Source organism: Bacillus sp. LQ01, from assembly GCF_057624735.1.
In genome coordinates this window covers 477,668-491,236 of sequence record NZ_JBYEZL010000002.1, presented here as the reverse complement: position 1 = coordinate 491,236, position 13,569 = coordinate 477,668, and the positions used below count along the sequence as shown (strand labels likewise).

General features: G+C 35.8%; 15 protein-coding genes. 1 reads left to right on the top strand and 14 read right to left on the bottom strand.

Annotation, left to right across the window (positions count from 1 at the left end; all coding sequences use genetic code 11):
- Positions 1–161: 161 nt before the first annotated feature.
- The 4 genes from AC22L0_RS14880 to AC22L0_RS14865 form a co-directional block, all read right to left on the bottom strand.
- Positions 162–1,295 carry a bifunctional cystathionine gamma-lyase/homocysteine desulfhydrase gene (locus AC22L0_RS14880; RefSeq protein ID WP_001201908.1) on the bottom strand — a complete coding sequence of 378 codons (1,134 nt, stop codon included), beginning with the start codon at positions 1,293–1,295 and terminating at the stop codon, positions 162–164.
- Positions 1,296–1,298: 3 nt separating this feature from the next.
- Positions 1,299–2,222 carry an O-acetylserine dependent cystathionine beta-synthase gene (locus AC22L0_RS14875; protein WP_001103881.1) on the bottom strand — a complete coding sequence of 308 codons (924 nt, stop codon included), beginning with the start codon at positions 2,220–2,222 and terminating at the stop codon, positions 1,299–1,301.
- A gap of 82 nt (positions 2,223–2,304) precedes the next feature.
- Positions 2,305–3,000, bottom strand: coding sequence for a 5'-methylthioadenosine/S-adenosylhomocysteine nucleosidase (mtnN, locus tag AC22L0_RS14870; RefSeq protein ID WP_001217024.1), 696 nt, complete (start codon positions 2,998–3,000; stop codon positions 2,305–2,307).
- 14 nt (positions 3,001–3,014) lie between these two features.
- On the bottom strand, positions 3,015–3,653 hold the full coding sequence (locus AC22L0_RS14865; RefSeq protein WP_000536315.1) for a class I SAM-dependent methyltransferase: 639 nt from the start codon (positions 3,651–3,653) through the stop codon (positions 3,015–3,017).
- Positions 3,654–3,789: 136 nt separating this feature from the next.
- Here AC22L0_RS14865 and AC22L0_RS14860 point away from each other — a divergent pair, with 136 nt between their 5' ends.
- Positions 3,790–4,005 carry a YrzA family protein gene (locus AC22L0_RS14860; RefSeq protein ID WP_097864788.1) on the top strand — a complete coding sequence of 72 codons (216 nt, stop codon included), beginning with the start codon at positions 3,790–3,792 and terminating at the stop codon, positions 4,003–4,005.
- Between the two features lie 34 nt (positions 4,006–4,039).
- Here AC22L0_RS14860 and AC22L0_RS14855 read toward each other — a convergent pair whose 3' ends face one another.
- The 10 genes from AC22L0_RS14855 to AC22L0_RS14810 form a co-directional block, all read right to left on the bottom strand.
- The gene (locus AC22L0_RS14855; protein WP_000897099.1) at positions 4,040–4,702 is read right to left on the bottom strand and encodes a YrrS family protein; all 663 of its coding nucleotides are present in this window, start codon (positions 4,700–4,702) and stop codon (positions 4,040–4,042) included.
- 116 nt (positions 4,703–4,818) lie between these two features.
- Entirely contained in the window at positions 4,819–6,573 is a 1,755-nt protein-coding gene (locus tag AC22L0_RS14850) for a peptidoglycan D,D-transpeptidase FtsI family protein (protein WP_000695155.1), read from the bottom strand.
- 87 nt (positions 6,574–6,660) lie between these two features.
- On the bottom strand, positions 6,661–7,341 hold the full coding sequence (locus AC22L0_RS14845) for a hypothetical protein (RefSeq protein ID WP_000680878.1): 681 nt from the start codon (positions 7,339–7,341) through the stop codon (positions 6,661–6,663).
- 156 nt (positions 7,342–7,497) lie between these two features.
- Positions 7,498–7,974: a transcription elongation factor GreA gene (greA, locus tag AC22L0_RS14840; protein ID WP_000102591.1), complete on the bottom strand. Its 477-nt coding sequence runs from the start codon at positions 7,972–7,974 to the stop codon at positions 7,498–7,500.
- Positions 7,975–8,252: 278 nt separating this feature from the next.
- A complete protein-coding gene (gene udk / locus AC22L0_RS14835; RefSeq protein WP_000537078.1) occupies positions 8,253–8,891 on the bottom strand; it encodes a uridine kinase in 639 nt (212 codons plus the stop codon).
- A 17-nt stretch (positions 8,892–8,908) separates the two neighbouring features.
- Positions 8,909–10,189, bottom strand: a complete 1,281-nt coding sequence (locus AC22L0_RS14830; protein WP_000217974.1) for a peptidase U32 family protein — start codon at positions 10,187–10,189, stop codon at positions 8,909–8,911.
- A gap of 18 nt (positions 10,190–10,207) precedes the next feature.
- The gene (locus AC22L0_RS14825; RefSeq protein WP_000742807.1) at positions 10,208–11,137 is read right to left on the bottom strand and encodes a peptidase U32 family protein; all 930 of its coding nucleotides are present in this window, start codon (positions 11,135–11,137) and stop codon (positions 10,208–10,210) included.
- A gap of 7 nt (positions 11,138–11,144) precedes the next feature.
- Positions 11,145–11,786 carry an O-methyltransferase gene (locus tag AC22L0_RS14820; protein WP_000389102.1) on the bottom strand — a complete coding sequence of 214 codons (642 nt, stop codon included), beginning with the start codon at positions 11,784–11,786 and terminating at the stop codon, positions 11,145–11,147.
- Between the two features lie 206 nt (positions 11,787–11,992).
- Positions 11,993–13,060 (bottom strand): endolytic transglycosylase MltG, encoded by a 1,068-nt coding sequence (mltG, locus tag AC22L0_RS14815; protein WP_000572137.1) that lies wholly within the window; start codon positions 13,058–13,060, stop codon positions 11,993–11,995.
- Between the two features lie 223 nt (positions 13,061–13,283).
- On the bottom strand, positions 13,284–13,562 hold the full coding sequence (locus AC22L0_RS14810) for a DUF1292 domain-containing protein (protein WP_000392730.1): 279 nt from the start codon (positions 13,560–13,562) through the stop codon (positions 13,284–13,286).
- Between the last annotated feature and the right edge of the window lie 7 nt (positions 13,563–13,569).

The following is a 13,569-nucleotide window of genomic DNA, read 5'->3' as shown; positions in this document are numbered from 1 at the left end:
TTCATTGTTTGTGAAAAGTTTCACAAGTTTGTTCGTGAGTAACGTTTCCTGAATTCAATATACATGAAATCATTTCGTTTGTGTATGTCTATTTTGTGAAATGTTTCACAAAAAGACGTAATAAAAAAACGCACTGCTAATATAGAGCAGTGCATTTTTTATTATGCTAGCGCTTGTGCTAAATCTTCAATTAAATCTTCACCATCTTCAATACCGACAGAAATACGAATTAATGTATCTGTAATTCCTAATTCTTTGCGGCGATCAGCTGGGATTGATGCATGTGTCATTTGAGATGGAATAGAAATTAAACTTTCTACCGCTCCTAAGCTTTCAGCAAGTGTAAAGTATTGTAGTTTCTCAAGTACTTTATTTAATGTTTCTTCACTATCTACATCAAATGAGATAATAGCACCAAACCCGTTTGCTTGTTCTGTTGCTAATTCGTGATTTTGATGTGATTCAAGACCTGGGTAATATACTTTATTTACTTTTGGATGATTATTTAAGAACTCAGCAATAGCACGTGAATTCGTTTCATGTTCTTCCATACGAATTCCTAATGTTTTTAAACCGCGAAGTAGTAAGAAGCTATCTTGTGGCCCAAGAATACCTCCTGTTGAGTTTTGTACAAAGTGAAGATCTTCTGCTAGTTGTGGGCTATTTACAACTACTAAACCTGCAACTACATCACTATGACCTCCTAAATATTTCGTTGCACTATGAAGCACAATATCTGCTCCTAAAGAAATCGGCGACTGCCAATATGGCGTCATGAATGTGTTATCAATAATTGTTAATAGGTCTTTCTCTTTAGCAAGAGTAGATATTTTCTTAATATCAGTAATTTTTAGTAGTGGGTTCGTTGGTGTTTCCACATAAATTGCTTTCGTATTTGGACGAATCGCTTCTTCAACTTCCTCTAAGTTTGTTGTATCTACAAATGTATGCTCAATACCGAAACGGTTTAATACTTTCGTAATAACGCGGTATGTTCCGCCATAAACATCATCTGTTAAAATAACGTGGTCACCTTTTGAGAACAACATAATTGTCGCTGTAATAGCAGCCATTCCTGAACCAAATGCAAATCCAGCATGCCCATTTTCTAATACAGCAATCATTTCTTCTAAAGCTGCACGTGTTGGGTTACCTGTACGTGAATATTCATATCCTTGATGCTTACCAACTGCTTCTTGTTTGTACGTACTTGTTTGATAAATCGGTACGTTTACAGATCCAGTTGAAGGTTCTCCTATGCGAATACCATGAATTAACTTTGTCTTTGCTCTCATTTTTTATTCCCATCCTTTGTATATGTCTTTACTTAAATAGCGCTCACTACTATCAGGAAAAATCGTTACAATATTTGTACCTGGTGCTGCCTTCTCTGCCTCCAGTAAGCTCGCATGAAATGCTGCTCCTGAAGAGCTCCCAACGAGAAGTCCTTCTTTTTGCGCTAATTCTTTCACTCGTAAAAATGCATTTCGATCAGAAATCGTATGAATTTCATCAAAATAAGATGTCTTCAAAAATGGCGGGATAAATTCCAGTCCAATTCCTTCGGTCTCATGTGAACCAGCCTTACCACCATTTAAAATAGATCCTTCTGGCTCTACGATAACTGTTTTAATATCTATATTTTTTTCTTTCAAATAAGATGCAGTCCCCATAAACGTACCGCCAGTTCCTGCTCCAGCAACAAATATGTTAATCTCTCCATTCAATGCGTCCCACAGTTCAGGTCCTAGTGTTTTAAAATATGCACGAGGATTTGCCTCATTTGCGAACTGACTTGGAGAGTATGAATTCGGTAGTTCATTTACTAACTCTTTTGCTTTAGCAATTGCACCGGTCATTCCTTGCTCAGTCGGTGTATGCACGACCGTTGCACCTAGTGCTTTCATTAATTCTTGTTTTTCAATACTAAATTTCTCTGGTACACAAACAATAACACGTAAATCATGTTCTAATGCTGCAAGTGCCAGTCCAATACCAGTATTCCCAGCAGTCGGTTCAATAATTGTTCCACCCTGGGTCACAAGCCCTTTTTCTAGCGCATCTTCGATTAATTCTCTTCCTAAACGATCCTTAACGCTTCCGCCTGGGTTATAAAATTCAAGCTTTGCAAATAAACGGACTCCTTTCGGAAGTGAAAAACGAGTAATTTCTACAATTGGTGTATGACCAATTAACTCATGAACTCCACGATATACATTCATCGTGTTCTCCCCCTTGTTTGCCAATAAAGAAAAGGCAACTGTATGTATTTTCTTTATATGAGACAGTTGCCTTTTTGTTACATTACTTTAACTCTTCTAACACTTTTACGATAAAGTTTGTAGAATGAAGAGCTGCTTGATCTAAAAACTGATCAAATGAAACATTTGATTCTTTACCAGCAATATCAGAAAGTGCGCGAATGATAACAAACGGAATTTCATATTGGTGGCATACTTGTGCAACAGCTGCTGCTTCCATTTCTACCGCATAAAGATTTTCAAATTTATCACGGATGGCTGCAACGCGGTTCGGATCACTCATAAATGAATCACCTGTTGCAATCATACCTTTTACAACTTGAATATTTTCTTCAGCCTGCATACATTTCTCAGCTAATGCAACTAACGCCTCATCAGCTTTAAATCCAGGCGGCATTCCTGGTACTTGACCATATTCATAGTTAAATGCTGTTACATCTACGTCATGGTGACGAACTTCAGTGGAAATAACTACATCACCAACGTTTAGAGAATGATGGAATCCACCAGCTGAACCAGTATTAATTACTTTTTCAGGCTTATATTTTTCTAATAAAATTGTCGTTGACATCGCTGCGTTTACTTTACCAATACCAGACTTTAACAAGATTACTTCATGCCCTGCTAATAGCCCTTTCGTAAATTCACAACCTGCAACCGTTTCTGTCTCTGCTTGTTCTAATTTGTCACGTAAAATACGTACTTCTTCTTCCATTGCTCCAATTACAGCAATTCTCAATCTAATCCCTCTTTCTATTGCTTAGTTGCCTCCATTACCCAAACGAAATGATTTAATCTCGTGAACGTTACATGGAAGCCATTGTTTTCAAAAATAGTCTGCATAACTGGAATACGTGTATAGTATTCCGTTTGCAAATCGTTTGCTAACTGGTGGAAACCTCTTTGTTTTGCTGTTTCAACAGTTTTATCATATGCATCTTGATCTGCAAATATCGTATCAGCAAACACTATTTTACCACCTTTGTTTAGCAATTGACTATACTTCGCAATCGCTACATTTTTTTCATCATCTGTTAAATGATGAAATGCATAGGTGCTTACAATGGTATCAATTGAATTTGGAACTTCAAACGAAAGAAAATCACCGTCTGTAATTGAAAATTCTTTTGGCAATTTCTCTTTTGCAATCATGCGCATTTCACGCGACGGTTCTATACCGTAAACTGTGCGGCCAGCAAGTAATAATTTATTTGTTAAATTACCTGTACCGACACCAAATTCTAATACATTACCAAATGACTTGTTAACTACATCCTCTAGAATGTCCTCATAATGGGCGAAAACTTCTTTATATTGTATATCTTCGCCTTGTACAAATGAGTCGTACGTATGAGCCCACTCATCAAATAAACCATTAAATTCTGTACCCATAAAAATTCCCCTTTTTCTTATCGGTTTTATCAGTATGATATTCCCTCTTTCTAAAAATGTCAATTGAAATGTACATGGTATTTCCTTCTTTTCTTTGTTACACTATAGTTGATTACATAGGAGAGGGGCCGTCTTCATGTCATTTACCTTTGAAATGTTAGAAGATAAAGTAGAGTTTTTTGAAGCGGGAGACTTAGCTTCTTTAGAACGAAAAATTAGTGAACAAATTGATAATAATAAAGCACTTATGCTTGAAGTTCATCACATCTCACATCAAATGGTTATGGATCCTGAAAGCAAAAGACCGTATTATAGCACGGTTGTTCATTTTAAATTAAAGAAATTGCGTTAACAAAAAAGAGAAGCTCCTAAGGAGCCTCTCTTTTTTAGTTTAGAGTTTGAACAAGTACTGGTTTCCAGCCCTCATTGTCTACCCAATCAATATTTACATAATATCTTTTCCCACTTTGCTTATCTTGAACATCACCATAAGCTTTGCTCTTTCCAGTTTTGTCTCTTCCAACAAAATGGAATACTAATTGCTCTTTCGGTACTTCAACACCTGCAGCAATTGCACTTTGCATCTCATTCCAATCTGATGAACCCTGTTTAAACGTCATCGCTGGTGATGAACCTTGTTCTGTTCCTACAGCTTTCCAAGAAGGTTTTGTATACGCCTCTTTTGCCTTAGATACAGTTTTCTCAGCTGATACTTTCTCGTTAGCTTTCGCTTCTTCTTCAGCTTTTTTCTGTTCTTCTTCAGCCTTTAGCTTCTCTTCTTCAGCTTTTTTCTTAGCTTCTGCTTGCTCTTGTTCTTTTTCTTTTTTCTTAGCAGATTCTTTATCTTCTGATTTTCCAGCTTTCTCATTCTTTGTTGTTTGTTGAGAGACTTTCTTATCAGTAGAAGATGCTTGCTCTTTCGTACTAGGAACGAACAATTGATATGCTACAATAGCTACTAATAGTAATACAATAGCGATTGCAATATTTAAAACACCGTTTTGACGACGTTTTTGTTGTTTCTGTTGGAATCTTGATCCTCCTGCCATTCTCCAAACCTCCATGCAGTTTTTCCTAATTGCTATTGTAACATTAAATCTAGAAAGGTTGAACATTTACAATGATATTTTCATGAAATGAAGACATTTCACTATAAATTGCAAGATTACTTTTCATTCTCCAATTGATAGATTGCTCCTACCATATCTTTAAAAATAGGTGTAACTTTATTCACTTTGCTATCAGTCTCTAGATCAACAACAACTAAAGCATATCTTGGATTCTCATACGGAAAATAACCTGCAAACCAGCGATTCACCCTCGTCCCTTTCCCTGTTTGCGCTGTCCCGGATTTTCCAGCGACACTTAGTGGCAACGAACGGAATGCCGTTCCTGTTCCTTTCTCCCTTGTTACAACGCCTCTTAATAACTCTTGTAATGTTTTCACTGTTTCATACGAAAGCTGTTTTCCATTTAACGTATGGCTCTCAAATGTAAAAAAATCCGCTCCATTTTTATATACTATTTTTTCAACTGCTTTCACTTCCATCTTTTCTCCATTCCTTGCAATCGTCGCCATCATATTTGCAATTGCTAGAGGTGATATACGTACATCTTTCTGTCCAATTGCTGTTTGTTCTACCGCTTTTTTACTATTTTTATTTTCTTCATTCCCCCAAATAGTAGTACCCTTTTCTTCTGGCATTTGCTCAAAATGAGGTGTATGAAATACAGAACCTTTCCATCCAACCTTTTCATTTGCTCCTAAAGCTGCTACGTATGTTTCTAGCACCGTCTTATCCTTTTGTAATAGCTCGTTACCTAACTCGGAAAATGTCCTGTTACAGCTCCTAGCAAAGCTCTCTTTAAAGTTAAGTGTACCCATCCTAACTTGCGGGTCGTTTTCACCATATAAATCTTTATTACAGTTAAATGTCCGATTAAACAAATTTACTTTTTGATCAATGACTGCAGCTGCAACTACTGTTTTAAAAACAGAGCCTGGAAAATGTGGCGTTAACATTTGATTTTCAAGTGTAGTTTTATATAAATTCTCATCCCTTACTTGTAAAGACGGCTTACTAGCCATCGCTAATATTTCATTTGTCTTTACATCAAGTAATACTAGTCCCCCCTTCTTTATTTCGTTCGCTTCAATCACTTCTTCTGCTTTTTGCTGCAACTCTTTATGTAAAGTAGTTTGAATCCTAACTGGATAAAATGGATTTCCTGGTGAAGTGTATTTCGCTTGCTTTCCGAAAATTGGTTCTCCTTGCCGATCTACTTGATATAATACTTTTGCCTCTCCATCAGTCAATAGAAATTCATCAAATGATTGCTGTAATCCTGAAATACCTATCGGCGTTTGTTTTGAGATTCTTTTCAATTCTCCATATCGCTTTTGAAACTCCCTTTCGTTCTCCCCTACATCACCAATTAAATGATTTATCTCTCCAGTTTGTTTTAATCGCACTTCAGCTGCTACAATACCTAATACATGTAATTCATTTACCTTCTCCATCTGCTCTCGTGTCACTCGAAATGGAGCAGTTTCTCCTTGTAGTGTAAATGCATTTTTATTATTTTTCATTTGTCTTCTAATCTCTTGTCTCGACACACCAATGATATGCGCGATTTTCTCTAACATGTCATTTTTTATTTGTAAAAATGGAAAAATAATTAAAACAGGATATTTTTCCTCACCTATTTTTTTACCATTACGATCTATAAACTGCCCACGTCCATCGTCTACTGTAATGGATTGTGTGCGTTGCGTAACACTTTTTTCAATTAAATTTATTTTGCGATCAGTAAATGATTCTGTATCTATAATTTGAATTTGGATTAAACGACAAAGCAATACAAACATAACGCTCATAAAACAAATTAAAACAATTGTAATTCTCCGTTTTATTTTCATAAAAAACACCTCGTCTATTGTAGTTTAGACGAGGTACTATTTTATTTATACAATCTCCAAAACAAAAACAGATATTATATAAGGCTATTATTGTTTCTTTGGCTTCTCTAAAAATTTCATAAGAAGCGATCTAAATTCAGTTTCATTCACTCCAGTGTTTTTAGCAACTTCAATTACAGTGGTTGTTACATTAGCCGCTATTTTTAAATAATCCTTACTAAGATTATCCATTTCATTTCTTTTTTCTTTTGCATTCTCAACTGTTACAGAATCAATACAAGTAATCATCTTATCTACAATATGTAAATAATTATTTTGTGCATCTATTATTTTTTGAATATCATCTTTATTACTTACTTTCGATTGTTTTAAATATGTATATGCTTGATTCACTTCATCTTTTAAAATTTTATCATTATTCTTCGCCTGTTCTTGTAACATATTCTTCATATCATCTATTGTTTTTTGATCCATCGAATCTCGCAATAAATAATCTGGATTCCCAATTGCGTAATCATACTTAATCGTTACATCTTGAAATATTTTCATGACAATTGCTAATTGATACGCTACATCAAAATCATTAAATTCCTTTTTATCTTGTGGATTTTCTAAGGCTTTTGAACTCTCAGTTGCTTTAATATCCTTTTTTTCTTCTTGCTTCACTTTTTCTCCCTTTGATGATGTAGTTTCTTCATTCGTTCCGCATGCAGCAAGTCCTAATATGGAGATACTACAAACCAATCCTGTAAAGATTTTATGTTTCATAATTAGCCCCTTTTCCCTTTTAAAACCTATGGTCTCTAATTATGATATCAAAGCTTAAAGTGTTTTTTTGACATTTTTTGTCGAATCACTCTAAGGTTTACACAATTTTTTTCATTCTACAGAAAAAAAAGATTCTCCCGATAGGAGAATCTTTTTTTATTTTACAGAGACAATCTCTACTTGCATTTCTCCGCCTGGTGTTTGGATTGTTACTTTCTCACCAATTTGCTTACCTAATAAGCTTTTTGCGATTGGAGAATCGTTAGAAATTCTTCCTTCGAATGGATCAGCTTCCGCGCTACCTACAATTGTATACGCTTCTTCATCTCCGTTTGGTAATTCTTTAAATGTTACTGTTTTACCTAATGTAACAACAGTAGATACTTCGCCAGTATCTTTAATGATAACTGCGTTACGAATCATATTTTCTAATTGTGTAATACGTCCTTCTACGAACGCTTGCTCATCTTTCGCTGCATCGTACTCAGAGTTCTCAGAAAGATCCCCGAAGCTACGTGCGATTTTAATACGTTCTACTACTTCTTTACGTCTTACTGTTTTTAATTGCTCAAGTTCGTTCTCTAGTTTTTGCTTACCCTCTTGCGTCATAGGGTATGTTTTTTCTGTTGACATATTTTCCACTCCTTTTATATACCAATCCCCTGAAAAAAAGAGGAGTTCCATATGAAAACTCCTCCGCTTCCATTGTTAGCGGAGGTTTCTAGTACCCTTGCACTAGCGGAGTTGTCACATACAACCCCGTATTTCCAATTCTTCTTTATATAAAGAAGATATGTATGGAAAGTTGATATAAATATGCCCTCACCTATATATAGATGAGGTTGCATGTTTCATTGTATTCGATAAGAAGGGAAAAAATCCCTTCCTACCGTATATCTTTTACTATGCTATTACAAATTTACTTTTTGTTCAAGAATTGTTGCAATTTTTGTCACCATAATATCAATTGCAACGTGGTTTTGTCCACCTTCAGGGATAATAATATCCGCAAATTTCTTAGAAGGCTCAATAAATTGATTGTGCATTGGACGTACAACATTTACGTACTGATCAATAACTGAATCCATCGTACGACCGCGCTCTTTAATATCACGTTGCATGCGGCGCAGAATACGAAGGTCAGCATCCGTATCAACGAATAATTTAATGTCCATTAACTCGCAAAGACGTGGGTCTTCTAAAATAAGAATTCCTTCTAAAATAATTACATCTTTCGGCTCAACCGGAATAATTTCTTCTGAACGCGTATGCAATGTATAGTCATATACAGGCTTATCAATTTGCTCATATGCAAGCAACTGCTGCAAATGTTCAATTAACAGATCATTATCAAACGCAAGCGGATGATCATAATTTGTTTTTAAACGCTCTTCCATTGGTAAATGGCTTTGATCTTTGTAATAATAATCTTGCTCTAAGATTAAAATAGAATGACCTTTAAAATGGTCAAAAATCGCTTTCGTTACACTCGTTTTACCTGATCCCGAACCACCAGCAATTCCAATTACAACAGGCTTATTCGTCCCCATTCGACTATCACTCTTTCTTATTGAAGTATGCTTTTGCGCATCATATTATTCACATACACTCGTTGATCCACTTTGAATTTCACGATTTGCAACGGATGTCTCGCTGCATCTAATTCGTTTCCATCCTCATCCCAAATTTTCTCCACCGTTTGCGTAAAGTTTTCTATTTCTGGTCCAAAGAACTCCACTTCATGTCCTGGTTTGAAATGATTACGTTGCTCAATCGTTACGATGCCCGTTTCTTCATTATAATCTAACACTAAACCAGCAAAATCATACGTTGTTTTCTTACTATGATTTCCAAACATTTGCTCTTGATGTCCTGGAACCCCTTCAAAGAATGCAGGAGCTGTATCACGATTTGCACATTTATCAAGCTCATCTAACCATTCTTGTTTAAACTCAAAGTTGTCTGGATCCGCACAATACGCATCAATTACTTTACGATATACAGTTGCTACAGTCGCTACGTAATGGATTGATTTCATACGTCCTTCTACCTTTAAGCTATCGATTCCGATTTCAATCATTTTTGGAATTGATAAAATTAAATTTAAATCTTTTGGACTCATCGCAAAGTGAGCATCTCCTTCTTGGAATAGAGGAAGCTCTTTTGCATCTTTATGTTGTGATACTGTTTGAACTAAATCATAATCCCAGCGGCAAGATTGGCAACAACCACCACGATTAGAATCACGCGCTGTCATATGGTTACTTAATGTACATCTTCCTGAATATGCGATACACATTGCACCATGGACGAACGCTTCAATTTCAATATCCACTTTTTCTTTAATTTCTTTCATTTCTTCATAGCTTGCTTCACGAGCTAATACAAGACGATGTAAACCTTCTTCTTTCCAATACTGTGCTGCTTTCCAGTTGGATAGTGATTGCTGTGTGCTTAAATGCACCTCAACAGAAGGCGCTACGCGTTTACAAGTCTCAATGATAAGCGGATCAGCAACGATAATTCCCGTTACGCCAGCTTTTTCAATCCCTTTTAAATATTCCTCTAGCCCGTCCATATTTTCATTATGTGCAAAGATATTTGTTGTTACGTATATTTTTGCTCCATACTTCTTTGCAAACTCAACGCCTTCTGCCATTTCTTCTAGCGTAAAGTTACCTGCATTCGAACGAAGACCAAATTCTTGTCCACCTAAATATACAGCATCTGCCCCGTAATGGATAGCTACTTTTAATTTTTCTAAGTTACCCGCAGGGATTAACAGTTCAGGTTTCTTCACAATAACACGTTTGCCATCGATCACTCGTGAAATTTCTTGTACAGTCATTTCCTACACCCTCCTCGTTTAGTAAACCGTTTCTTTAAAGAAGAATCCTGTATCTAACGGACGATTTACTGGTTGCATTTCTTCTATTTCTTTATATAGATCATCTTTCACGTCATAATATGCATCACGATCTTCTACGCATAAATCAATCGCTTGACGATATTTCTTCGTTACTTCAATAATGTATTCAGAGCTTTTTAGTACACCGTCGATTTTTAAGCTATCAACTTCAGCATCGATTAGTTCCTCTAATTCATCGATGAAACAAATGTCGTTCGGACTCATAATGTGAGTACCATTTTCATCTTCATAAATTGGATATTTATTGTTACGCTCTGGGTCATATAAGAACATATTCTCTTCATATTTTTTCTTTTCAATGTCAAGATTACGTCCTTGATACTCAAAGTAGTTTCCTACTAATGAACGCTTCGATTGGAACATACAAGTCATACCGTGAATTTGTACTTCCAGTTCCACTTCAGCATTTTCTTTTAAATCAACAATTTCATCTAAGCTAAGCTCACGAGCTAATACAGCACGCTTTGATCCTCTTTGTCCCCAGTAATTACAAGTGAACCAGTTTGTTGCTGTCGTTTCTGTATTCCAGTGCAACTGCATATTTGGTGCTACTTCACGAACAGCCATTAATACCGCTGGATCTCCGAAAACAATTGCATCTACATTTACTTCGTTTAAAAATGAAACGTAATCTGTTAATTCTTCTACTTTATCGTTGTGGAACATAGCGTTCATGGCTACGTATACTTTCACACCATTTTCATGTGCAATCTTCACAGCTTGTTTTACATCTTCACGTGAAAACTCCCCTGCTAAACGTAAACCAAACTTTTGCTCACCGATCATTACCGCATCTGCTCCTGCTTTCGCAAGTTGTTCGATATCCGCCACCGCTCTTGGCGTTACTAACAATTCAGGTTTCTTCATACCTTGGTCACCCTCTCTTTTTACTAACAGCTACTCCATCACCAATTGGGAAAATCGTTGTATCATATCCTTCATGGTTCATAAGCCACTCATTGTACGTCTTAATACGACGGATTAAACCACGTGTACGTCTGTTTTCAATTTTCTCTTTTGTCGTTACAAGACCGTGGTACATAACATTATCTGAAATAATTACGCCACCAGGATTTAATAACGGTTCATATAAGTCAAAAAAGCGACGATACTGTCCTTTTGCTGCATCAATAAAAATAACGTCAAATGTCCCGTGTTCTTTTACTTGTTCACCTGTCTCTAACGCATCACCGTAAATAACTGAAATACGATCTGTTACTGGGGAACGTTCTATATATTCAAGTGCTTTTTCATATCGCTCACGATTGCGCTCAACTGTCACAATACGTGAATTTGGAATAGCTTGCATCATACGAATACTAGAATAACCGATTGCTGTTCCAAGTTCTAAAATGCTTTTCGGTCCAATTAAACGTAAAAATTGCAGCATAAATTCCATTCCAAGTCGATCCATAATCGGCACATGATTTTCTGTTGCATATTCTTCCATTTCAAGAATTAATTTATCTTTCGGATCAATAAATGATAATAGGTACTCGTTAACTGCATCCTCCATAAATGGTCCTCCTTATTTACATGGAGAAGTGCCTCTATGACGTCTTTTCACACATAGAATGCAATAAAAATACAAGCCAGCTTTATCCTTAGCTTGTACGTCCCGTTTTGATATTAAAAACGATTCTTCTGCCAGTTTTTAACCCGATATATTTTACCACAAAAAAGAGGGATGTGCGACTTTTTTCGCTATCCCTCCCCATTTCACTATTTTTTCGTAATGTATTTTTGCTTTAATGCATTATGCTCTTCTAATGTTTTCGCATAGTACACTTCACCACTTGGTGCAGCTAAGAAATAATAATAATCTGTTTGCGCAGGTTCTAACGCAGCTTCTACTGAATGTTTACCAGAGTTTGCGATCGGCCCTACCGGTAATCCTTTTACAACATACGTATTGTACGGTGAGTTGACCTTTAAATCTTCGTATAATACACGTTGTTTATGCTTTCCAAGTGCATATAATACCGTTGGATCCGTTTGAAGCGGCATACCTTTTGCTAAACGATTATAAAAGACACTAGAGATCTTTTGACGATCTGTAAAACCAGTTGCCTCTTCTTCAATAAGTGAAGATAATGTTAAAAGCTGATGAACATCCCAATTCTTCGCTTTCATTTTCGCCTCATTTTGAACAATGATTGCATTTGTTTTCTCAAGCATTGGAATTACAATTTCTTCTAACGTCGTATCTTTCTTATAAAACGAATACGTTGCAGGATATAAATAACCTTCTAATGGGTATTTAATATTGCTATCAAAGATTTTATCCGTTAATAACTTCGGATACTTTTGCTGCATTTTTTGAATAAATGCTTTATCGTTTAATTGACGCGTAACATCATCTTTATTCCACTTTAGTTCTGTCGCAATCGTTTCTGCAATTTCAGTTACTTGCGCCCCTTCTTTAATCGTCACTTTATAAAGAGCTGGACGATGCACGTTGCCAGATGACATTTGTTCAATCACATCTTCAGCATTCATTGAAGGATTTAATAAATATGTACCTGCTTGTAAACTTTTCGATTTAGCCTTTGTATAAAAACTAAAAACTGTACCGTTTTTTACAGCGCCTTTTTCTTCTAAAATTTCTCCAATTTTACTTGTAGATGATCCTTTCGGAATTTCTACTTCAATCTCTTTTTTATTCCCGCTATCAACTGGTCCTAATGCGGATGAAATATACGCATAGACTGAACCACAAACTAAAAGCAGTGCAATAATCGAAAATAAAAAGATGCGTCTACGCTTCTTTTTCACTTGATTCTCTATCAAAACATTTCCTCCTTACTTAATTGTAGACCGTATGTACACCTTTCTATACAGCACGATGTAAAAACGCTAAAAATTTACTTATCTTTTTTAATTGACACTTTATTTTTCTACAATCCGTCTCATTATACTACAAAGACTTACACAGTTTCGACAAAAAATCTTTCATTTTACATATAAATACAAAAAAAGATGGACTGTATATCGTCCATCTTTTCAGTACTTATTATTCAGCTTCTTGCTCATCAGCAATAGTGTTAAACGTTTCTTGTACCATTTCCCACTCTTCTTCAGATTCGATTGGAAGTAAAACTCCGCCCTCTTCTTCATTTTGCTCATAAGCCATTGCATCATAAATTGGGTCTCCATCTTCATCTACTTCACCGATTGGAGAGAAGATTACGTATGATTTTTTACCAAATTTGTCAGCATCAAAAGTGAAAATAATTTCACATAAATGTTCGTTACCTTTTTCGTCTACAATTGTAATTTGACGTTCTTCCATTTTGGTC